11 protein-coding genes are annotated in these 26019 nt (G+C 40.0%); 9 read left to right on the plus strand and 2 right to left on the minus strand.

Annotated elements, in window-relative coordinates:
• Window positions 1-44 precede the first annotated feature (44 nt).
• Window positions 45-13049, plus strand: a complete 13005-nt coding sequence (locus NNX04_RS21905) for an SNF2-related protein (RefSeq protein WP_261948555.1) — start codon at window positions 45-47, stop codon at window positions 13047-13049.
• On the opposite strand, the gene NNX04_RS21910 is transcribed toward NNX04_RS21905, so the two are convergent.
• Window positions 13039-13437, minus strand: a complete 399-nt coding sequence (locus NNX04_RS21910) for a hypothetical protein (RefSeq protein WP_261948556.1) — start codon at window positions 13435-13437, stop codon at window positions 13039-13041. The genes NNX04_RS21905 and NNX04_RS21910 overlap by 11 nt on opposite strands.
• 129 nt (window positions 13438-13566) lie before the next feature.
• Between NNX04_RS21910 and NNX04_RS21915 the strand changes: the two genes are divergently transcribed.
• The 8 genes from NNX04_RS21915 to NNX04_RS21950 all read left to right on the plus strand — a co-directional run bounded on the left by NNX04_RS21915 (window position 13567) and on the right by NNX04_RS21950 (window position 23533).
• Complete coding sequence (locus tag NNX04_RS21915; RefSeq protein WP_261948557.1) at window positions 13567-15687, plus strand: DNA topoisomerase; 2121 nt, start codon at window positions 13567-13569, stop codon at window positions 15685-15687.
• 10 nt (window positions 15688-15697) lie between these two features.
• Window positions 15698-16264, plus strand: coding sequence for a hypothetical protein (locus tag NNX04_RS21920; RefSeq protein WP_261948558.1), 567 nt, complete (start codon window positions 15698-15700; stop codon window positions 16262-16264).
• A gap of 7 nt (window positions 16265-16271) precedes the next feature.
• The gene (locus NNX04_RS21925; protein ID WP_261948559.1) at window positions 16272-17054 is read left to right on the plus strand and encodes a hypothetical protein; all 783 of its coding nucleotides are present in this window, start codon (window positions 16272-16274) and stop codon (window positions 17052-17054) included.
• Window position 17055: 1 nt separating this feature from the next.
• Window positions 17056-18240 (plus strand): hypothetical protein, encoded by a 1185-nt coding sequence (locus tag NNX04_RS21930; protein WP_261948560.1) that lies wholly within the window; start codon window positions 17056-17058, stop codon window positions 18238-18240.
• Complete coding sequence (locus NNX04_RS21935) at window positions 18233-19693, plus strand: secretion/conjugation apparatus DotM-related subunit (protein WP_261948561.1); 1461 nt, start codon at window positions 18233-18235, stop codon at window positions 19691-19693. Before NNX04_RS21930 ends, NNX04_RS21935 begins: the two co-directional genes overlap by 8 nt.
• A gap of 35 nt (window positions 19694-19728) precedes the next feature.
• Window positions 19729-20241: a hypothetical protein gene (locus NNX04_RS21940; protein ID WP_261948562.1), complete on the plus strand. Its 513-nt coding sequence runs from the start codon at window positions 19729-19731 to the stop codon at window positions 20239-20241.
• Between the two features lie 11 nt (window positions 20242-20252).
• Window positions 20253-22847: a hypothetical protein gene (locus NNX04_RS21945; RefSeq protein WP_261948563.1), complete on the plus strand. Its 2595-nt coding sequence runs from the start codon at window positions 20253-20255 to the stop codon at window positions 22845-22847.
• A gap of 140 nt (window positions 22848-22987) precedes the next feature.
• Window positions 22988-23533, plus strand: a complete 546-nt coding sequence (locus NNX04_RS21950; protein WP_261948564.1) for a hypothetical protein — start codon at window positions 22988-22990, stop codon at window positions 23531-23533.
• Here NNX04_RS21950 and NNX04_RS21955 read toward each other — a convergent pair.
• On the minus strand, window positions 23463-26018 hold the full coding sequence (locus NNX04_RS21955) for a hypothetical protein (RefSeq protein WP_261948565.1): 2556 nt from the start codon (window positions 26016-26018) through the stop codon (window positions 23463-23465). The genes NNX04_RS21950 and NNX04_RS21955 overlap by 71 nt on opposite strands.
• Window position 26019 lies beyond the last annotated feature (1 nt).

Below are 26019 nucleotides of genomic sequence, written 5' to 3' on the forward strand. Positions count from 1 at the left end.
CGATAGCAAGCGGCGAGTATAGTAACTCGATATCTGTTGGCGACTTGGTTGATGCCTTTGGGCAGGAAGACACCTACGAAATTGTTAAATCGCTTTCACCCGGAGATTGGATTGCCGCACCAATGGACGCGGCTAACCCGTTGCAAGACTCTTCTGCGCTGATAAATTCGTACTCGCTTGTTTCCAACCCTCATTTAGTGCGAACTGCACTTAATCGCGGCGCTGACGCTCTCATTTTCTATCGAATGATAGATACACCAATTGATGGCCGTGATGCCTTTATCAGCAATGATAATCTCGCCCTTTATGTAAAACCTCTTATTACGTCTATTGTAGAGCTCGGACATACCGAACCATTGGTTAATATGAGCAAGGTTCCAGATGGCTTTTATGTTAAAGCTGGGCAAGGTGTACACGAAGGCCGATATGCACTAATCCACAATGAAACTGGCGAATACGTTAAAAATAGGGAAGTTGTATTTTTCCCAAATGTTGTACAGGCAATTTCCTCCATAGAGCTACCCGAAAACTCCTATTTTATTAATCCTACCGGCATTGATATTACAGCCGCGCTCGATGATGTATTCACTAACCCAGTCGATGTAATCGCTTATCGCGGGGAGCACGGTGCTGCTGTTGAAGGTAGCCCATTTCATTCCCGCCACTATGCAATCAGCTTTTCAAATGAAGATGTTGCACGCCAATATGCTCTCTCCCCAAATAACCTTCTTGATTTAGTTGAAGAGCCAAGACTGATTCAAGCTCGTATTTCCATTAAAAACCCGGTGATGAATGACAATGAAGATCCATTCATCGATTTCCAACACATCGCATCCATACTTGGTGCTGACCGCGCCAAAGAGATAGCACTTAGCCTGCAACCGCAGATTGAAGAGACAAATAACTTTGAAGAGCTCATTAATGAATATGCGCCGTCTCTATCCTCGTTAGATGAGCTATTAGAAGCGCACCCGGTTTTGCTGGATAAACTCTATGTGGATGCCCACCACGTTTTTGATAACGATACTTGGGTGCTCTGGTTTAAAGATGCCGGTTATGATGGTTTAGTGCACGGTGGCAATGGTGATTCGGCTTTGCAGGCTGAATACAAAATCTTTGACGAATCACAAGCCGAAATTCTGAGTGTAACTTCGCTAGAACCAGTGCTCGATCAAGAAAATACGGGGAATCAGTTTAATGCTGAATCCGCACAATCGCTATTAGAGTCGATTGCAGCATCAATCCGCGATATGGCTACCAGCGTATTGGACACTACTGAAAACTCTCCTGAGCGCGTTGCTGCGCTGCGTGCTGTAACTCCGAACCTGCTTACCGATCTAAATCAATTTGCAAGCCTTTTAAATCAGCTTCAAATTAATGGAATTAAGTCATCCGATGCTTTGCTCCCGGATCTCCTTGATCTTGGCGATCCAGTTATTTCTGAAGTTTACAACCGCATTAATGATACCGATGTAGAAATTCAGATTGTTTCGTTAAGTGCCTCGCTCGCCGCGATTGAACCTGTTCAACCACACCAGGTACAACCTGAGCCAGCAGATGTTGATTTGGCACTGGTAGAAGAGGCACTTGAGTCACTAGAAACGAGCAAAAACTTTGCAGATGCCGGAATATCAACTGATCGGGATGGTGAAACGTGGAGCATTAAATTTAAAGGCGTTGTTGTTGCTGAATTGGATGGTGCCCTTACCCGTACTTCCGTACAAGAAGCATTTTTGCGCAAGCTGGGCATTGCCGAACTTTCAAACGAAAAGCTATACGCGAACATTAAGGACATTCCTGAAAAGCTATTACAAATGCAGGATGTGTTAGATCCAATTTTTACTCAACGCTACTACGCGCTGCGGAATCAGCTCTTAGAAATGGGCTACACCGACCGTACTCGCGCATCGGTTTTCTTATCTCCCTCAAATGAAAGCACTATTCGAACTGAATTCTTGCATGTTGGTGTCGGTAAAAATGTTGCAGGTATCACTTATCACGTTGGTGACAAGGCCTACGAGGATACACTGGCTCTTTCTCCTGATGAAATAGTCAAACAATTGCATTCCTGGGTGGAAGTTGCAGAGCAAGAACAAACTGAACTGCTTGAAACGGCACCCGCGATCGTTAATGTTGGTGACTTCAAATCAGTTGAGGAATTGAGCAAAGCTTTAGATGATGGCCGCAAATTATTGGATGGTGATACTACCCATGAAGTCGTTCAATCAACTGTAGGTTGGATGGTAGTTGAGACTACCGGGGCGTTCGCGGTTACAAAAGGCGGTGATCCGCGCGGCAAAGGTTACAGTAAAAGCGAGGCAATTAAGCAAGCAGTAGAGGCATTACAGTACAGCCTAACCCAAACTCTGCCTGAAGAGGTACAGGCTGATCCAGAAACGGATTTATTCGAGCAACAGACAGCTAGTGTTGAAAATGCTCCAATAGAGGATATGTTTGGCAGTGCCCAACCGGTCCTTGGTAAAAGGGTAACTCTTAGTCACGGCACCTCAAATAAACATTTCCATGTTTTAGGTGATGGCCTTATTGCCATTGACTCACAACTAGAAAGGGCCGGTGGTCGCTTCTTAAAAAAACTAGCTGGCTACCGTTTTGATAAACTCAGTGAGTCCAGTGTTCGTGCATTGTTAAAACGTGCAAGCGATGAAGGCTTAGTTGTCGTGAACGATGAAATCCGTAAACCATTTGAATTACGGGTAGACGCGCGCGTAAGGAAACACAATGGGCATGGAGGTAAAGTAACTGAAATCAAGCGAAACGATAAAGGTGAACTAGAAGTTGTCATTTTGGCAGACACCAATACCAGTTTTATCATTGCCTACACGCACACGAGCGCTCTCGGGATGGAAGCGGACTACGATGTAACAATCACGAATTGGGATGAATTAAACAAACTCTATCCTATCGCTCAAGTGGATAAAGCACTTACCGCAGTACCAAAGTTAGTACCGGCGCCCGAGCCCTCAATCGTTGACGAAAATCCCGCAGCATCTGTAGAAATTGGACAGAACGAGATATACCCGGAATTCACAGTCTTTCGTGGCAACACGGTAGAGCGAATTGGAAAGAATACTGATAACGAGTATGTATATCGCAGTGACGATGGCATTAGATACATCAAAGATTCATTGGGGGTGGTTCATTCAGAAGCTCCATTCATTGAAGACTCCGGCGAACTATCCGCTCCCGCAAACCGCGACGACAGATTTAAACTTCTATTGGAAGTAGAGGCTGAAAATTATATTGGAGGCAACGTTATCCCCCTAAGAGGGAATCAGCCATCTACTGGTGAAGAAACAGCGCCCACTAAAATCGTTTCCAGCGAAGAACTTGATACCTTATATGCGAATACAGGTATCAATGCAGCACTTTTGAGTGATTATTTAAAGTCATTTGCAAAATTGGAGGACCACCAGCAAAACAATTTTGATGATGGGGGTGGAGGCTATGATTTCACCACGCGTCGCCTGAAGATGGATCTGGACAGAAAATTTATCAATCTAAGCAATCTAGCTGCATCTAACGGCTACGAAATTCCATTACATGTTCTAAATGAACTGGCCGAGAGCGCCTATAAAAAAACCGAATTGCTAGCAAGCCGTTTAGCAAACGTAATATTTAAGAACGAAATCTCCACCGCTATAGACAGCAAGAAAGTAGTGACTCTGAAAGACGCACTGGAACTTGGTGAGAGCTACGCCCATGGCTTACCTGCATACTGGGTAAATGAGAAAATTAAGAGCTTTAAAAACCGAGATGATCACAGCACCTTTGCGGTGTTTGTATCTAAGGTTTACGGCTCCAAAGAGGAACAAGAGCGTGCTATCTCTTTAGTGGAAGGCGGCGATAACGAATCTATAAGAGCATATTCGGAAGAACTGGAGGCCAAATATGCACGTTCTCGCGCACTAGTTGAACTGCCAGCAGTAATCCAAAATTTAACTGCTATACATAAAGCATTCAGGGGTAATAATCCGATCGCGCGCGATAACACTGCACGCGCCATCAATAAACACCGCAAAGAATATGCAGCAATACAATATGATATTGATGCAATTCAAATCACTTCCGATGATGAAGATATTTACAGTAATAGTGGTAGCTTAACTGAGATTGCTGAAATATATGCATTAAAGCATGGCTTGTCCTACGATGCCGGATTGCTCTACTCACAGCGAGTAAATGATTTTCGCACAGCAAAAATGCTAGTTGCTTTTGCGAATGAGCCTGAAACAAAACTTATCCAAGAAGCAGCGCGAGTAATACAATCGAAACTACCTGATGGCGTAAAAGTAGTTACTGGTGAAACGCCAGAATCTGCACATATATATTTCCGCTATGGTACTGGATCAATAACCATTGGTCGCCCTCGGATCACTGACGAAAATAAATATGATGTGGGTTTTTATTACCGTGCAACAGACTTCCATGGTAATGAATTCAACCGCACTAGTGCATTTAATTACCAAACTCTTCCAACGCCAGAACAACTTGCTGAAGATGGATTGTCGTTCACTCAAGTATCATTCTCAAATATTAAATCATTTAACTCTCCAACTTATGGTGAGAAATACGCATCCCTTCCATCAGATATAAAACATAATCTGAAGGAGATTGCAAAAATGATCCGCGAAGATATAAAGGCGGCAATTGAAAACGGGAGTCTTCCAAAAGGTTTAAAGGTTGGAGTCAGAAAAGATTACAAAACCATTGATCTAACCATTACCAAAATTCCTGATGGGTTCAAGGTGGTTAATCCTGCTTATGCGTTATTCACGTCTACAGCAAAATCGTATGACTCTCCACCTCGTGATATACCACGATACACGCATGAATATTATGTTCTCCGCCAATCCCTAAAGAATTATTTAGACGCATACAATTACGATAACTCAGATAGACAAACAGACTATCACAACTATAACTATAGCTCTGATGTGGACATTGATAATGAACTTATTAGTGCAAGTCAAAATGCTGCACTTTTAGAAGCCACTCTACCTGAAGCGGAACAGTCGATATATCGCAATCTCAACCGCGATAGTTTGTACGAAGTGATTGATTTCCAAAAACGCGGCTTTACCTATATTGGTAATAGACGTGTCGGTTTGGAATTTGGTAACGCGGAATTTCAACGCATCAAGGAAACATATCAAACTGCGCCTGATTATATTATTGATAATAATGGATTATCTGTTGTTGAATCGACTACGGCAGGAGAATTGCTAAGACTTGCACATGCTGCAATTAAAGAGGCTTCAAATTTAGAAAATATTCCATTCTTTAAAGATCAAATCACACCAGTTAGCGATCAGGACAATGAGCCAGGATTGGAATCTGAAGTCGTTGACATGGCAGTAGATGATAATTCAGCTGATGAAGATTCGCTGCAAGCTCAAATATCATTTTCAGATAATGCGCCTGACCCACAGGTTTCCATAATTACGGATGTTAAAGGGAATAACTTTGCACCGACTCTAAAGAAAGCCGTTTCTCTGATGACATCGCTGAACGCTATTGTCACACCATTCCCTTCGCCTGTTTCACGTAACTTTAATCGCATGTACGTTCCGCCTGCTACGAATGGAATGCATGAGGTTCTGCTAACTGCAGAGGTTGTTTCTGGTGATTCACGAGCTGTATACATCCATGCGTCAAATCAACCAAGTCAAGATGCAGCAATGCTTGCAGTAGCTAAAGCATATGAATCTTACGCAAAACAAGCGTTCGATGACACCGTGCCTCTTTCAATGGCTGATTCATTAATTATTTTGAACTCATTTGAGAATAATATTGGAAGAACAGTTTTTACATCATCTCTTCTTACACTTTCAGAGCGGAATATTGCAAAAAAGGGAATAGATGAAATCTTCAATTATTATGAAGGCCTTAGCGATCGCAATATCGATTTTATGGCGCCATCCCTTATCATAACGCAATCAGTTGTTTTACCGCCTATTGATGGATTTATGAGTGGTGGTGAATACACACTTGGGCAACTTGATAACTCGAATTATGTTTGGGGCAGTGTCGTAAGTCTAGGCAATGGCAATAAAGCTGAGCACAAAATTAGTGTTGATTCGACTCAGTACGAATCAGCTAGTGATGCGGCAGTTGCCTTTGTAAAGACTGTTGCTGCTTTAAATCCTGATATGGCTGGCACAATTAACGATTCTCTTTATTCTACTTTTAGAGAAGTTATACCAGTTAATGCCATGAATGAAGACAACCCAATCCCTGATTTAACAAAGTCCGAGGCTTATACCATTCTTGCCAGTAGGTCAAAAATGGATAGAGAACTTCAAGAAAAATTAGCAAACGCTACAACGGATGAAGAGCGTGCCGAAATTCAAACTCATATTGCGGAGTTTGAACAAGAATTAACTGAGTCATTAGTTGTTCATTGCTTGGAGCAAATCAAATCTAAGACCTCGGCAGTTCTAAACTTTAGTAATGAATACATTGAATCACTCGCTGCCGACTATCCCGAACTACGCAGAGAGTGGAATCAATACCATTTGGATATGTCCGCTCTGGCAGTAGATGCAGACAGTGAAATGGTTCAACTCTGGTTACAGGATGCTGGATTAGCTAGCACCCATGTAATCAAAGATGGCGATCTTGTTACTACTCACCCCTTCCCTCTAATCGACAAGTTTGTAGTCAGCGAAAGCATCCATGGCACCAGCCTTGAATCGAGCTATTCGCTTGATATGGACTCAATACCCACTGAACAAAGGGAGGTGTTTGCAAACCAGGCTCGCCTCTTCGGTGCCATAAATGATGGCGATACTCTTCTGTTTAGCAATAAAGATAACCTTAATCAGTTTTCTCATAGCATTAACACTCCATACTCAGTTATTCAGCTTATAGAAAATGAGCAATCTTCGATTAACGGTGAACAACGTAATGGCAATATTTCTAGCGCTTTAAAATTAGAGCTGGAAAATGCAGGTTATATCCAAACCGTGCACGATAACATCTGGCTAACAGCGACTGAAAACAATGTATCAGTACAAGTCGCCTTCCACCCCGGAATTGGCAATCAATCTGTCGATGTAATGGTTAGTCGCGCCGATGCAGGTACGACTAAAGAAGTAGTAGTCACTTTAGATAATGATGTTCAAATAGAAGCGCTGGAAGCCTCCATCAATGAAATACTTGACCGGGCTGGGCTTGAACCACTTAGAAAGCCTTCATTTAATCCATCTTTAAACGATATTAGCGGTGATGAGGTCTGCAAAGTCTTACTCGGCGCTGGGCTCAATGTAGAAGAGACTGCAGCTAAAACATGGATTGTTACTGGCACTATGATTCGTTTTTTAAGCCGCTTTAGACAGCTTGGGGGCACACCAACGTACCAACGAACTAACAAAGCCTTCTGGGAGTTTAATGAGCCAATAGCTAAAAAACTGGCAGTTGTCATCGCAAACCAAATTGAAAAAGCCAATCCCGAGACTGAAGTTAATGGCTTTTATGTCACCGTGTCCTATAATGACAAAGAGCACCAGTTTGAAACTTGTGTAAATAAAGGCAATCCCGATGAGAAAATTATCATTGGTGCCCACAGTAGTTTATCGTCCGCGCGAGTCTCCATTCTGTCTGTGATCGCCGATGATAAAAAGCTGAATCAGCTATGGAATAAGGTATACCCAAATTCACCCAAGATTGATGAGTCCAACAACGTAGAGGAAACTGCAAATGAGCAGCGCAATGTCAATCCAGATCAAGCCCGAGAGCCAGCTACAAGACAAGATGCTTCAAGTTCTCCAGTCCGGGGGGCAAGCTTGGCTGAAGGAACAAGACCCTCAGTTCGTGATGAAATGGCTAGCCAAAGCGGAAGACCTGATCAACGAGTTAACGGACCAGCTGATCGAGAATCAAGAGAGCCTGCTAGCAAATCAGCCGCAAATGACGTTGGAAGATCATCAGAGAATCCAACAAATGGTGATGAGCGAGCAACACTTGATGATGGCGAATTTAGCAGAATCACCGAACCAAGTGAGTTCTTTGATTTAAATGCCGTCGAGAAGGTATCTAATCCATCAGCGGTTCAAATAGGCCAATTTACTCATGAAGCATTAGAAACTCTCCTTTCCCTGCGCACGGCCAATCGTGATGCGACTCCTGAAGAGAAAATAACCCTCTCTCGAATGGTTGGTCTCGGAGCAAGCAATTTTAATGAAAGGAAAACATCGGTTTTTGAAGGGTGGGAAAGGAACCACGTTAATGATGATATTCGCCGCGTAATCAATAAATTTACATCTAAGGAAGCTGCCAGCCTAAAAGGCACTGTACTAACAGCATTCTATACCCCCTCAAATATCACTAACTTCATGTGGGCCTCACTTGAAAAGATGGGTATCAATAGCATCAAACGCAAACTTGATGTTGTAGATCCAGGTGTAGGTACCGGCAACTTTATTGGCTCTGCCCCACTGCATATTCGCCAAAACGCAAACTTCCATGGGGTCGAGTGCGATGCAATTACTGCTGAGATTGCTTCACACTTATACCCTGAAGTAAGAATCATAAACAAAGAATTTCAAAACGTTCAATACACCGCTAATAGCAAAGATATATTTATTGGGAATCCTCCCTACTCAGATGTTCGCACCTTCAATCCAAATACGGGGAAGCGCGAAGTACTACACGATCTATTCCTGCGTGAATCGATAAAAGCAACACGTCCGGGCGGTATAGTTTCATTCGTTACCAGTAGCGGCACGCTAGACAAGAAAAGCTCTAGTTTAAGAGAATATGTGAGTACACAAGCAGACCTATTAGCTGCCTTCAGATTACCAAATACCGCATTTAAAGCTGATGCTGGTACTGAAGTAATGACAGATATTCTTTTCTTCCGTAAACGTAAGCCGCAAGAGCAAGCTTTAAATACTGATTGGGTTAAAACAATTGAATTTGATGGGGGTGATGAAGGAAAGGTTTTATTAAATAAATACTATGAAATAAACCCTTCACATGTACTTGGAACACTGCACATAACAAGCGGCCAATATGGCCCGGTATTAGCCTGTAAAAATAATGGGCAGGAGTTAGAAAACCTACTTCAAAACGCAATAAATAAGATACCGGAAAACCAATTTAATCCAGACCTTAAACTGGTACTTAGCGAACAGTCTGCAGAAGACAAATATGTTTGGCTTGGTGAAACACTTTCTAATGGAAGGAAAGTGGGTGAGCTTGTATTAAGTGATTCTGATGAAGTTCAAATAATTCGTTACAACGGATCATCTGCAAACTACTTTACAGAACCTGCGCCTGTCAAATCATCATTATTACCAATGCTCAAAGCATATATTGGTTTACGAGACTGTGCTCGATCTTTAATTGATCTTGAAAGCAGGCCTGAAACAACTGAAATCAACGAACAAATGAAAACACAGCGCCAAGGATTGAATGCGCTTTACGATGAATTTGCAAAAACTTTCGGTCCAATTAGCAGAAAAGCTACATCCCGCATCCTACGGCAAGATCCTGGCTATTTCTTTACTGCTCAACTTGAGCACTATGATAAAGAAAGTGACATTGCTGTTAAGGCTGACATATTTAATCGTCGTGTAGTTAAAGCTGAAGTGCTGCCGACAATCACAGATCCGATGGATGCTATCTATTATTCGATGAGCAACTACGGAAATATTGAACCTCGTAAAGTTGAAGACCTTCTTGCACGCGATTGGGCGTCTGTTAGAGCAGAGCTAGGAAACAAGATTTTCCTAGATCCAAAATCAGGTAAATATTTCACAGAATCAATTTATCTTTCTGGCGATGTTATAGATAAATTGGAAACTGCAGAAAGGACGCTAGCTACAAACCCTGAAATGTCTGCAAACATTGAAGCACTTAAAGCAGTTATTCCTAAGCAGATTTCAATTACTGACATTAGAATCAAAATTGGTGCAACCTGGATACCGGAAGAAATTCTAACTAGGTTTGTAAGAGAGGTACTTAATGCAACTGGTTACTCCAAAGCCGACAAATGTTACGTTAACTACAATCACACACTTAATACATGGAACTTCAAAGTAACTGATTTAGTTCTTCGTGAAGCTGCAGCGAGAAACAATATTGAGTTTGGTACTGAGGATTTCCCATTCCATAAATTATTTAAAAACTGTTTAGAGCAGACACGCCCTACTGTTTATGAATTCGACAAGCATGGGAATCGAATAGCTAATCCTGCAAAAACACAAGCTGCACGCGACAAACAAGCATTAGTAGAAGAAAAGTTTATCGCAATGATACTAAACGATGCCGATTTGGCTATTAAGGCACAAAACGCCTATAACTACCGAATGAATCGTTTCGTACCGAACAATCCCGATGGCCAGTATGTAACATTCCCCGGACTAACTACCGAGTTAAAAGGTAAACCGTTTGCACATGGTAAACATCAGCTTGGAGTTATTGAAAGAGCACTTACATCTGAATACGGTTTATTAGTTGCCCATGAAGCTGGCGGTGGTAAAACCATTAGCACAGTGACAATTGGTATGAAGTTTAAGCAGCTTAGACTTGCTAACAAGCCATTGATCGCTGTACCTAACCATATGCTTGTTCAATACACTATTGAGGCGCTTGATCTATATCCAAATGCAAAGATTTTAACTGTTTCGCACGACGACCTATCTAAAACAGGCCGTGAGCAATTTGCATTTAAGTGCCTGATGAATGATTGGGATCTTGTAATCTGTACTCATGAGCAATTTCAGAAAATGAAAATGCCAAGCTGGTACATACAGAATGCAATAGAAAATGAAATTGGGCTTTTAGAAGAAATGATCCTCAACAACAAAGAGGATCGAGCAACCGTTAAACAACTTGAACGTCAAAAGAAAGCATTAGGAGAAAAGCTTTCTGCTGAAATTCGCGATATTGAGAAAAGACAGGATGATATTGATTTTACTACCCTTGGGTTTGACTGGGTTGGTTACGATGAAGGCCATTATCTGAAAAACCGCGCTTTCGCCTCTAAAAACTCCAATCTTGCAGGTGTACAAACACTTACCAGCCAGCGTGCACGTGATGCTGAAATGAAGTTTGATTGGATACGTGAATCACGCGGCGACACCAAAGGCGTTTTGCTGGCAACTGGTACACCTATCTCAAATACCATTGGTGAGGTAATGGTAATACTTCGATACCTGGCGCCTGAGCTATTGGAGAGGGCTGGTATTTACAATTTCGATGATTTTATTGCCAATTATGGTGAGACAAAGATTCATGTTGAGCTCACAGCTGATGGATCAGGCTATCAACTTAAAGAACGCCTGAGTGGATTCCATAACATACCTGAACTAATGAAATTGTTCATACAGGTAGCAGATATAAAAATGGGAGATCAACTTGATCTCAAACGACCTGATGAAAAACGTATAACCCGTGTTTCAGAAATGTCACCTGAACAACGATTGTTTATGGATTGGCTTTCTTATCGTGCAAAAGATGTTAAGACCGGTAAGGTAATGCCGCATGAAGATAATATGTTGAGCATCTATACCGATCTGCAAACAATTAGCATCGATCCACGTTTGTATCACCACAAATTGTGTGATGCACCTAATTCCAAAATCAATATGGAAATAGAAAGTATTTACGATAGCTGGGTAGCAGGCAATGAAACTCTCGATACTCAATTAATCTTCTTAGACCGCTATCAGAAAACAGAGAAGGTACTTGATGGAAAAACCAAATCAGGAGATCCGAAGTTTAAAAGTTTGGTTACATTTAATTTGATTGAAGACATTAAAAACAAATTGATAGCAAAAGGTATTCCCGCCAATCAAATTGGTTCAATTCATGATGTAAATACTGATGAGGAAAAAGAAGAGCTGTTCAGCAGTATTCGCAAAGGCAGCGTTCGAATTTGTTTTGCTACTACAGCGAAAATGGGTGTTGGTACTAACGTCCAAACACGAGGTAAAGATCTTCGTCACCTTTCATACCCAATGCGCGCGATTGACATTGAACAGCGGAATAAAAGATTTGTTCGTCAGGGTAATATGCATTCTGAAGTTAATCTTCATTATCCAACTACGAAAGATTCAGGTGACTTGGCGTTACTCCAAATGATTGAGCGTAAAGACAAAATGACCAAACAGATTTTGTCTTGTGACTTTGACAATATGGCACGTAGTCTTGATGAAGACTTTTCACCATCGTATGAAGATATTATGGCAGTGACTACTGGCAATACCTTGATTAAAGATAAATTGGAAACTGATTCATTAGTTGATAAGTACCGCAGACAAAGAAAAGCACATGAAAATGAATGTTATTCAGCACGTCTGCATGCCAACACTATTGTGAAGTCTGATATTCCACGAGTAACCAGTTATATTGCCGAATCTGGTGTATTGGCTAGCAGTATTACACAAGACGCTCTTGAAACTTTTTCAATGAAAATCCAAGGGGTAACGTATACCAAAGCAAGCTTGGCGGGAGCGGCTATACATACACTTGCAAAACGGCTTCATGGCACCGAAAAGAAAATGCACATTGGTGAATATCTTGGACACAAACTTTCATTGGTCCGCAACCCAATTGGTGTTAATCAAGTTGCTCTTGATGTTAAAGGTATAGAGTTACGTGCAGAAATTACAGAAAGCTTGAGCTATTTCCCTTCCCGTATAGGGACTGTAATAAAGCAACGCATAAACGGAATTGAAGAAGGAGCTCAGCGCTTAGAACAAATGGAATTACAAGCAAAGGAATTTGAACGTATTAGTACCGCACCCTTCCCCTATGCAGATGAATTAGCAGCAGCAGAAGAAAAGCAGTCAAAGATTAATATTGAACTTGCTAAATCTGAAATGGAATCAAAAAAAGATGTAATCGTTGGCACACATCCATTCGCTGCATTATTGGCAAAACTTAAAGGTGAAAACACTGAATCGAAAGAGGAAAGCCAAAACCGCTTGTTAAGCGCTGAGGAAATTATGAGAGTGCTGGAAAGTGAAACGGGGAACAGTGAAGAGATAGAAAAGGTAAAAGAATTAACGCTTACTCGGTAAGCGTTATTTCTGTAAGTTCATTATTAGGTTGAACTTCCGGCAAAAGAATTTCAAGGCCGATAATGCAGGGCTTTTCGCCAAGTAACGACTTAGCAACGCGAACCAAACCATGCCCAGGATTTGACTCTAACTGAACACTGATTAAATCGAGATCAACAAGCACATTAAAAATGGCGTGGACTGCATGGTTCTTTAAATTTAGCTCGGTCATCAGGTCGGGCATTGATATCGATTGACGTGAATGAATGAGTCGTAGCGCGGCTATGCGTGAGGGCTGCAAAAGTTGTCGTAGTTTAGATAATTCGATCTCATCGGTATCGGCAGAGACTTTGATTATTAACTTCGGGGGGTTGAATTTTGCGTCTTTTTCGTGTTTTGGAGTCTTCATACGATCCTACAAATTTTTACATGCAGCAGCTTTCCATATCCATGGAAATCTGTTGCCTGCATTGTCGAAATATTTTACAATCAAAATGTGACGCCTGCCACATTTCTTTAACCAGAACATGAAAAGCCGATGAAACTTTATTTAACTGAAAAACCTAAGACTGCGCGTCAATTATGTGACGTTTTGGGCGCCAGCAGGCATGTTAAGTCATCGGCTAACACTACTTTTGGCGGTCACAAAGTTGGCGACGGCTGGATGGTGACTTGGCTCAGTGGGCACTTTTTTCGTCTCTTGGAGCCACAAGAATACAATCCAGATTTGAAGCGGTGGAGTCTGCGGGATCTTCCTATTGTCTATCCAACCATTGAATGGAAGCCAATCGATAGTTCTGACACCATTCCAGTTGCAGAAATTACCGAACAAATTGAACACATCAAGTCGCTCTATCCCAAAGTAACCCAGCTAATACTAGCTACTGATGGCGACCAAGAAGGCCAATTGTTAGGTCAAGTCTTTTTAGAGCAAACAGGTTGGTCTGGACCAGTAGCAAGGCTATGGACTGACTTGTGGGAGCCGTCCGGTCTCCGCAATAGTTTGACTAAGGTTCGTGATAATGCCTTTTATTCCGGTACATATCATGCCGGTCTCTCAAGAATGCTGCTTGATCAGCTACTTGGGATTAATCTTACCCGCCTCTATACAATTAAAGCACAACAATCAGGGTATAACATGGTTGCGAATACCGGCAGAGTACGGAGCTCTTCGCTGGCCATCGTAGTTGATCATGATGAACATGTAAGAGCCCATACCAGTCGGGAATATTACTCAATTAGAGCAAAATTTACCTTTAATGGTGTTCCCTTCTTAGGAAAGTTTTCAATCCCTGATCACCTACTTGCTGATAAAACACATTGCTTTGATAAGGCTGCCATTGAAAGCATAATTCGATCACTTTCTGAAGAGAAAATTGCGCGGCTAATCGATATTAGCTCTACTGAAGCGCGAACAAAACCACCAAAACCTTTCAGCCAAAACACACTTGCGCAATTTTGTAATTTGCACTTTACCCTTTTGCCAGACGAAACATTAGCTGCGTGCCAATCTCTTTATGAAGCCGGTTATTTATCTTATCCACGAGTAGAAGCAGAGGTTTACGAAACTTCAGTTCTATCACAAGCCCCAGCGATACTAGCGACGCTAGCATCGTTAAATGACACATTCAATGCAAGCGTCCTGAATGCTGATTTAAAACAATACCAACCAGTATTTGTTGATGCCGAAATTGACGGACACGGAGCAATATTCGTATCTGAATTAAGACCAAATTTTTCAAATCTTAAACCAAATGAACTGATTGTTTATTCTGCTGTTGCTAACCGGTTCATCGCACAATTTTCTAGCGACATGATCACAGCAAACACAACAATGAAATTACTAGTTAAAGATCAGACTTTTATTGCCGAAAGTCTCATTCTTAAATCCGTTGGTTGGTCAAGTCTGGAGCCGCGATCGATAACAGAAAAACCGCAATTACCTCCAATGGAAGTGAATAATGAGTGTGAGATAAACGAAATCTCGTTACACAGCAGAAACACAAAAGCTCCACCACGCCTCACGGTTGACACTTTTTTAGCAATATTAAAAGACTGCACTAAATATCTATCACCGAAAATTGCTTTGCGCATTGGAACCGGTCAAATAGGTACCGGTGCGACACAACCTGGAATTATTAAGACACTAGAGGCACAGGGTGTTGCCCAAGTCGTAGAAAAAAAATACCTAGTCCCAACAAAACGAGGTCGCGACCTTAGAAAATTACTTCCAGATTTAATTGCTTCTGCTGATTTAACTTCGATTTGGGAACTTAATTTCCGGGCCATTCGTTCAGGGCAGCTATCTCACAATGACTTTATTAAGGGAGGCCTTGACTGGATACAGAAAATTGTAGAATCCGGCAAAGAATCAAACTTCCCAAAATCTCCAACACTGACTCCATGTGAACTGTGTGGATCAGCAATGAACAGAAAACAAAACGCATATAAAAAAGAAGAACATTACTGGCAATGTACCTGTGATGAGTGTCGATTATCGGTACCTGATGTGTCCGGTCTACCAATGAAATTACACGCTGAGCATGGTAAACCATGTCCTAAGTGCACTGACAAAATGGTATCAAGAGCTGGGAAAATAGATAAAAAGCCCGAATTGGTATGTAAAAACAAAGATTGTAATAAAAAGCGGGTTAATTAGAGGCAAAAAAATGAGTCTAGCGGAACGACACGAAGTTATAGAAAGCATGAACTTAAACCATCTCCGATTACATGATGAGGAGCCGGTTTGTCCACATTGTCATTCTATTTGCGAACTGCAAAGTAGAAAGGGAATTTGGGCATGTTGTTCATACTCGATTACGATTAAATCGTGGGATATTGTTCGGTTACACGCCAGTGTAGTCAAAGAGCTTTTTATCGGTGCTGGTATTGAATACATTATATTTAGTGATGTGCCAATTGAAATTGAACACGCGGTTAGTGCAAGTCACCTACTTCCGCTAATCATTTTACGTGCAATTGATATCGGAGAGGCGATCGGTATTAAGCCGCTCATTGGCCTATCTGAAATAGATGAAAACTCTGAAAATGACGCAACTTTATTGCCATTCATTGTTAATCTCAATTCAACAGGCTGCGCACCAGATGAAAGCCTAAGCCTGTTTTCAGCTGCTACTAGAAACATTATCGATTTGTATCGGGAGTCAGAACCTGAAGGTGCAATGATGGACTTTAAATTCCTGGAAGTAGCCTATATTGACTCTGAAGTAGCATAGGCAATTGATGAGCAAGCCTAGTCTATTAGATGAGTTTTCAATAGGTCTTGATAATATGCATAACAATGGTGCGTTAGTCAGTATGGCTAACGCAAAATGGATGAGCTCATTGTTAATTGCAATATCAGAATCCCCATTAAAATCCGTTCAAAGTATTGATGATATTTGTTCAAGATACCGCGAGTTATCCAATTACCTATTGGATCAGATTGGAGCAGACAGCTCAGATCCTCGCCTTCAAAATCTCGCATTACAATCATTAGTTGCCCCAGCCGCAAAAGAAATTATTGAGACAGGATCTTTAAACGGTCAATGGATTAATGAATTCACTGCCGTTATCAAGTCCCTCCCTGCTTTTTATAAAGTTTCAACTTCACCTGTCAGTGCCAGTACATCATTAGGAATGACCATCTCAAATCATTTTTGCGATCTATATGTGATGACAAATGAATTCTCATTTCTCAGGCCACAATCAGAAGTAGTTTCGTGGGCTAATGATCTTATCGATCACGAAGCAAGAAACTCCGCTCAAATAATATCTCCGCGTGAAGATCACGGAAGCGCATATCAAAACCAACTGAATGTAAATAGAAAGCTATTTATCTCTGCATATAGAACCGAAGCGAAAAGCTGGCTTGAAATGCTAAATGATCACCCCGAATCTGCAGGACTATACCCTGAAGGAATACCACTCACAGGTGTTCAAATACGATTCCGAGAGCAAATTAATTCCATACAATCACTACTTAAACTGCATCCACAAACATACAACCTAAAAAACAGTAGATAACATGTCAAACAATTTTAAAGGCTCCGAAAAAAAAGGGAAAGCAAGAACCTGGGCAGGTAAATCGATTAAATGGATTACCCCTTTAGGGTTGATAACATCCGTAATTCACAAGGAGCAGTACGACAACGAAAGAATTTTGGCTAGTGATAACCGAAAATTAATAACCACTAGACTTTGGATTGGCATTGTTACTTCAATATTTGTTTTACTGACATCCGGGTATCTATTGGTCAATAACACTCCAGATTCAAATGAATCTAAGGTTACTACAACACCCTTTTCAATATTATTATTATTTGTCGCAGTTTTCTGTATATTCAGGGTTTATTCCAAGGTTCAGCTGATAAATAAAATTAATAAAAATACTACAGCTGTCAATATAGATAATTCAGAATCGGACAACGAGGAATCTGTTTTAAATAAGTTTTCTATAGACTCTACAGCCGCATCTCTTTTACTTTTTCGTATTACAGTTTTCAAATACGCATATTTTTGTGCTGGTATATTTTCGCTATCTCTATTGCTCTCACCGCGCAATATCTCAGATATAAAAACAGCAATTATAAGTGGAGCTTTTCGGCCATTTGGTGCAAATATTACACTCATGACTGCAATTGCTCTTTGTGTAATTTTCTTTATTAAATATGTAACAGCGCAAAAAGACCTAAATCTTATCAAGAAGTTTAATGCATCTCCTACAATTCATGGGTTCACAACAATTAATAATTGCGTTTATGGAATTGTAAATATCATAGTTCTGATCCTCCTAGTTGCATTACTTGGAGATAAGCTGATTGTATTATTAGCTACTCAATTTCCACTTTTTATTGCTGGTATTGCGCCAATATTTTCAATTCTTATTCTGCTTATCTTTAGCGTAAATGCTTTTAGATCCGCAATAAATTTGGCCGGACTTCAGACAGATGATAATGCAATTTCATTAATGTATTTCAATATATTGATTTGCAAACCTATTAAACTTCCAGTCCCTAACGAAAGCGCTGAAGTTGAAAACATTCCAAACATCTATTTCTTTGTATCGGTCTCATTTGTCGCTGCGATGTGCATTGCCAATTACACAGGCGCAGTTTCAATTTTAGTTCTTGTTCCATCTGTATTTTATATTGGGATTCTACTTGCTATTAATGAATTTCATAGTGAGCTGAAGGAGATCTATAGTGAGTAATATTCAAGAAAACAGATCAACAGATACCTTTGGCTGGATATACGCTTTATTTTTCGTATTTATTGCGGTGATGGTTTTATTTACATTTTTATGGAGCGAATATTCCCAGCTCGTTAAAAATATCATCTTAGCAAGCGCATATCATCTTCGTCATATACAGCTCCCATTTACATTTCTAATGTCTGATTCATATTCCATGGCCTTGTATAATATGCCGAATCTCTATTCGAATTTAATGAATAAACCATATGATGACGAATTCATTATTCCATTTCTTACAATCGCGCTCCGATCAATTGCGATCTGCATTGCATTTTTAGCAATACCAAGAGCAATCTATCTAATTAGAAATAATGATAGGATTAACTACACCCGGCATATGAATCTTCGCCAAATAATAGAAATAATGCGTGAAAAATATCCGAGAATCAAACCAACTACTGCTCGCTGGCTTTTAGATGAAGATGCCCGATTTGGCAGTTTAGGAAGCCAACTTAACCCAATTGATCTAATCGTTCAACGTGGTTTAATTTCATTGTGCTCTGAAGATGACGTTGACGACAAAGTAGCAAAACTAATTATTAAAAATGGTTTATCAAATATCAAATTGGCTGGACTGAAGTCGCCTGATCAATACCTAAAGAATAGACTCAATATGACACATATTGAGTATGCAGGATTAAAGTTTCCAACTGGAAATCTAAATAAAAGCACTCAAGATATTGAATTCGTATTAGATAATATAGAGCTATATCATGGCCTACTTAAATTAGATGTTAATGGCTTGAAGAATTACTATCTATCGACTCTTGGCCCTCGATGCCGATACGTTAAGAATTTCATTGATATTCGTAAGCTACCACCAGCCGAGCGTAGCTTGTGGATTTTGTTTCTTGCTTGTATCGCGCAAAAGAAGGAACTTAGAATAACTATAAATAACCTCTTAGATCAATTTGCAGATTCATTCGAAGAAGGCGAATTCAATTCTAATAATCATAAAATTGATTTAAGTGGAATTGATGAGCTTTATGAAAAAATAATTAAAGAAACGTCTGTGATCATTGAATTTGCACGCATATCAAAAGCCCATGGCTACTACTACACAGCATTTACAGAGCTCTATACGACTGCCAAGAAAAGATTTGGAACAATAACCTCACAGGACTTTCGTTGGTTAAAAATCACAAACAGAATACTTTTCTACTCTCTTAATCAAGTTGGTCTTGAGCGTGCAAGATATGAATCAGCAGCAATTCGCAGCCATTATTTGGCTGAAAAGAAGCGCAATCACGGTTTAGGTGGAAAGATTGGGCATCCTCAAATAGATAGTGCAGTTTTAAATACGGTTTATTCGCTGGATTCTGAAGGATGGCTAGCTCGTCCACTTACTTATGAAGATACTGAGCCAACAAGTAAAGATTTTATGAAAGCTTGTTGGATCAATCCTAATTAACAAACAATTTGAGCCGGTAAGTAATGAAAATCTTCATGTCGCATAATCAGGATACATTTTGGGTTACAGGCCCAGATTATAAAACTTATGAGATCAAAACTATTGAAGATCTAAATTCAATAAAACAATCTTTACCCGAGAAGAACTTTCGTGCGGTTGTATGTGAACTTCATAAATTGAGATCCGGGAAGCAAATCGCCAGTAGATTTAATACGTTTCTAAAGTGGGTTGTAACTCCTGTAGCAATAATTTCGATTGCAGCCAACTGTTACTTGACCCCATCAATAAATGCTTCAATTCAAACACAATCAGAAATAAATCCAAGTAGCTTAATGTCTTGCCCAAGCGATTCAAAGGATAAAAATAATACAAAGCGATATGCAGGATTTGATCTTTCTGGCGTTAATAATTCGGTGAAGCAACTAAGTAAACTTAATGAGCAATCAATAGATATAAAGAATTCGTTAATTGATAGTTCATTAAATAATTCAATCCCAATTACTGACGACGATCTTGATAAACAAATGTTGCCATTTGGCTACAATTAACTGAGTAAATTATGGCTGTAATAACTAACACGGTTAAACCAGAACAGTACCATACTGATCTTTTATCGTTAACCAAAAAGCTTCAATTAGTTCTGACCATCCCCTTTGTAAAGGGATCGGCATACATTACGATTTCCATACTGGCAATTGTTGAACCATTACTACTTGCTCTTTTTACTCCATTATTTTTATTATTGTTTTTTTCGTCACCTAGATTTGAGTTTCCATCACGAGCTCCATTTGAGTCAAACAGAATTGATAAAAGTGATCCTCTTGACTCAGGCAAGGGCTTTAATAAAGCAAGAGGCGAAGTATATTTCGGATGGCACCGTGGAACAGGAAAGGAAGCGTGGACTTCGTGGAATGATATGTTGACTCACCTTTATATGCTTGCTGCAACAGGTGGTGGTAAATCTGAAGCGATATGGGCCATTTTAAGTAATTTCTATTTGTGTGGCTCCGCTTATTCGATGGGAGACGGAAAAGGCACGTTAGAGATGATTCAAAATGGTAGGGTTCTCGCTCGAATATTTGGCGTAGAAGACGATTATTTTGTAATTAACTATATAAATCCAAACCCAGAGAAAAAATATAAATTAATGTCTAACTCCATGAATACATGGAGCTCTGGCACGGCTGCGCAACTTAAAGAGCAAATGGCTTCTCTTGCATTATCAGGTGATGCAGGTGCTAACCAGTATTTTGAGGACAACGCCGAAGTTATTATTGAGAGGATATTCCCTGCTCTATGTGAACTTCGCGATAAGGGCTTTTTACAGCTTGATATTCAGGTTATTGGATCGTATTTGTCTCTGCCTAGAATGTATGAACTTTCATGCCATCCTGCGCTCTCCCCTTATAGTTCGAGAAATATTACTGATCACTTAAAGACAGCTGGTTTTAATTTTGATACACCAGAAAAACAATCAGATGAAGTCCAAAAACAACATGCTCAGTTTGTTTCGCATTTCTCGAAAATTATTTCATCTCTCTCAATTCAGTACAGAGATATCTACGTTGTAGATCAAGGTGATATTAATCAAAAAGACATTACCTCAAATCGTAGGACTCTTATGTTTGCCCTACCCTCGCTTGAGAAGTCGGGATCTGAATTGAAGAACCTTGGTAAAATTCTTCTTACAGGACAAAAAAATGCGATTTCTACGGATCTTGGTGACGAGCTGGAAGGAACTAGAGAGAAAACTACAAGCCGTTTATCAAAAAACCATTCTGTACCATATGGATTAGCATTTGATGAGTGGTCGTTCTATGCAATCCAGGACATGGCTCTTTTGCCTGCACAGATTCGCGGCCTGAAATATTGTGGTCTTTATGCCGCTCAGGATTACAAGGGAACTGAAAGAGCTGGGGAAATGGATGCTGAGCAGGTGTTCGCCAACACACGTGTAAAACTGTTTGGTGCTCTGGAAGAGGCAGGTGCATCTTGGACTCGAATTAGGGATTTGATAGGCGAGTTTTTGGTGGCAATAAATGCTAATTACAAATATTTGCCCGGTATATTTGGTGGCAAGCAAATTATCGACCGCGAGCGTACCGAAATCACAAAGCGAGCTCCTATTGAAATTGGGGATCTGCAGAAGCAAATTTCGGGTGAATTTTTTATGTTTCAACGTGGCAAGCTTAGCCCTATACGATTCTTTTATACCGATCTTGAAGGACTTGATAAAAAGGCTGCAAAAGGTAACGGATTTAAAATCAATCGCTTGTGCCGCGTCTATGCTCCAAGCGATGATGCTATCGAAAGCATTGATCGCAATGAAACTTTCTTGAATATTATTTTTTCCGGTGGAAAACTCTTTAACAATATAGACAGCTTGGCGCCTTTAAAGAAGGAACTGTCAAGACTGATTACTGAGAATGGAAATCTAACAACAATTGATCACGTATCCGCTCTAACAACCTTTGTCGAGGCAAATGCCCTAAAATTTGGGTTGCGCCTCTCTGCTCCTAAAAAACCTAATCCAATAGAAAACCATCAAATATCTTTAAGCCCGGCTCAACGTGAAACCTCGCCGCCATTAATTCCTCAATCAGATACGAGTGATGATTCAGATACTAAAGTGATTGATAATCCAACACCAACAGTTGAATTGACTAATGTAGAAAATGCTGAAGCTGACCTAGAGACCATTGCTTTCTCATCTCCTGAAGCTGGTAACGATACATTGGATACATTTCTTAATATGGCTGAACCTGTTTTCCAAAAACACCCGCACGATGTTTCAGCAATTGATTTCGAATCGAAGAATGAGCCTAAGTCGTCTGCCCTGGATATTTATCTTGGGCAATACCCAAGCGAACTATCCGAAGCAACTATTGAATCAAAAGTTGCGATCATGGAAGGATATGATGATACTGTTGGCGCTCACATTTTGAGTGAGAATGAGGCAAAACGTATAGTATCTGAATTGACACAAATTAACTCTTTGCTAGGTTTTAGTCCAGAAACGTCTGTAAGCATTGCGCAGAAAACAGTCAATAATTTGCATAAGTATTGTTACTATCTGGCGCCTCCAAAACCAAACTCTATTAGCCAAGATATCATTTCTGAATTAGATGCCAGAATTGAGCAGATTTTGACCTAGATTGTCGTTTTATATATCATTTTGGAAATCGAAGTGACGTATTTGTATATCTGTTAGAACTTGTTGACATACAACCTATGTAAAATGTGAATCATAGCTTATTATTACATATAACATTTTACTCTCCTAAAGCGGCTAATATGAATTTAAAAGGGTGTGTCATTACAGGCGAAGTTGTTGAAAAAGTGAGATTATCACTCGAACTATCAACACTTGATTATTGCTGGTTATTAGGAATATTCGCACCAACATATGCTCGGATCATTTCAAATGGGAAAAATGAACCTGTAGACCATGTTCATGCGGGCCTTATTCGATATATCAATAAGTATTACCCAGATTATCCATTCAAAAAAGTAATCACGCAAAATACCAAGGGCAGCACTCGATCTCTTATTAATTCTATGAGAGCGAGCGCAAAAAAACTTGGCCCATTAAAACTGCAAAATGAAGTATTGAATTTAGATGAATATGGAACAATTGGAACATTACTGTTCCGATCCTACAGTAGCGCACGACACTACGAAACCGGCTCTACTGAAATGACTCTTACAATTGGACGCTGGTGCAATGTTGTAATTGAGTGCTTTGAAGATGGCCATGAAGACCGCATTCTCAACGTGATAAAAGAAGAGGCGAAGGCGCACCGTATCCAGCCTGATTCACTGCTTCCCCGTGGCTGGTAGCACTCTCTTTCATTAATTCTGATATTACTTCACCGATAAGGTATTCAAGTTTCTCAAATACAATCCACTGGATACCTTCTTCGGGAAATAACTCACCATATGGTAGATCCCCAGGATTTCCAACAGCTTGAAATTTCGGTTTTAAATCTCCTGTCCACCTCAATCTGAACCAGAAATATCGAATTACTGCATGAATAAACAATGCATTGTCACCGGCACAAAGTTTTATAGCTTCACTTGCAGGTAAGGTAAGTTTAAAAAAACTCCTGTGCTGTGCCGTGTAAAGTAACACTCCTCTTAACAAGGCTTTTAGATCATGAGAGATTGAAACACTATCGAGCATCAAGATATATTCATTGCATAGCCATTCTGCGTGCTCTGAAGGCTCTAAAATAGCTTTTCGAATTATCCCCTCTGCGGATCTTCCTAAGCGCGCACTAAGTTCGCCACCAACCGCCTCAAGAAGATCTAATAGGTCTTCTTCTGTACCAATTTCCATATCACTCTTTTGAAATTTGCCTTTCAATAGGCCAACAATTTCACACACAACATTGAATAATGATTTGCCCTCGCAAAACAAATAAAGAGATTCAGCCCAGGCATAGCAAACTGCACCTGCGGCAACTATACCCAAATCTTTTGTGTCAAAGCTTGCTGTTATTGAATCGCTCGTTTCTTTAAATCTAAGGAGGCTTCCAAAACCAATAGATTTATCTGTAAATCCAAGTGCACGCTCAACTGTTTCACACATCGAGTAGACTTCATCAATCGATAGGCTTTCTCCGTTCGCTACCCAAAGGACTGGCTTTTGATAATTAGAAAAAAACTTTGAATCGTTTGCAACTCTATCAATATCAATTGGCTCAGTTGAAATGATAGCTTCACTCAGTTTCAGGATTGATCCATTTTTTGTGGTGTATCCTATATAAGAATCGGCAGACCTAACCGACGGTCTAAATACTTTTAATCGACCACGCTTAACAATGTTATAAAGGTCATCACTAGCGTGCTCAATAGAACTGTATAACCCGGTACCAACCGGATTATTAGCTTCTTTTCCAACCCTAAAAATTTGCCAACCAGAAATTGAAGGTGTTCTGGAAAAGGTATAGCCATGCCACCACCAATATCTCGAATCATTAAAGGATGAATTTGAATTGGTTGAACAGAAGGAATTTATAGATTCCGCAGAAGAAAACGTTTGCAGAAGCGTTAATCTCGCCTTAGTAGAAAGTGCAATCGAATTTATTATTGTCTTAACGGTCGTTTCTTCTCTTGACCATATCTTTGTCAAAGATTCAATATTTATCACTGTCGAAAAGGTATTAATTAGATCTTCAAACTGTTTGAGAAAAATAGTATTTAGTATTGGAATGTTTGGCTGATTAATGATTTCACTAAAAAGCAAATTCGATATCACTTTTGAATAATCTACACGTTTATTTATTTTGTCAGAAATTCTATTCAGTATTTTAAAAACTTCGCAGAAATGTATAAAGTTGATTGATGAATCTGAAAGAGTTTCGTCAATCTTATCTGCAGCACTATGATCAATCGCGGCATCTGGTATTTCAAGATTGTCTACCCAATCCGAAATATCTTCGTCAACCTGGATAATACGCTTATCGATAGGCTCAATAATTGAAGAATCTTTTTCAGGAATGCAGCCTATGTCCAAAAGATGTTGCGCTAAGCATTCAACCTCGGAGTAAACCTTAATATCAACTGGCCCTCCCAGTACGGGGGTGGAATATGTTTTACGATTCTTCCAATCAGCCTTAATGATAAATACGGTGGGCCCATTCCTCTTATACCAAATTGGCAATACTGATTCTATTTGTGCACTTAATCGCTGCCTCTCAATTATCTTTTTTAGAAGAAGATCATGTGTGATTTCAGATGGTATACCGTCTAAGTTAAGTGTATGAGCCTTTCCTGTAGACCAAACATATTCAAACGTAGGTACGTCTTCTGGGTTTTTCGTTAACCTATCCAGTACAGCTGCTTTAATTACCGACCACGAACCTCTACTTGAAATTGCGCCTCTAAGTGCATCATTCTTACAAGCGCGAACTGCTTCAATTCCAATAACAGATTCGTTTTTCGTTAAATATTGAATGTGTTCTTCAGAAAACCCTCTAATAACTGCAACAACAGATGGCGGTGGTGGCGATATAACTAACTTAATTGGCTCATATATTTTTATCGGCTGTTTTTTTACATACTCAACATCACCGAATATCCTACGCCAAAAAGAATGATCCTTATCAGTTGCATCAATCAGCCACCCCTCTGGACGCTTAATGAAATCACAAGCTTCAAGCACTGTGTCAAAGCCTACGGGCACATTTTCCAACAAAATTACCGGGCACTGTCTACCGCCTCCTTTTGGTTTAAACCAAAGAGGAATAACTGCTACCTTTAATGAATCCAATATTGGACATAAAATAAAAGGTAATTCTTCCTTTGATGCTGTGTGTGTCATA

Origin of the sequence: Cellvibrio sp. QJXJ, assembly GCF_024452345.1 — a bacterium.
Lineage (GTDB): Bacteria > Pseudomonadota > Gammaproteobacteria > Pseudomonadales > Cellvibrionaceae > Cellvibrio.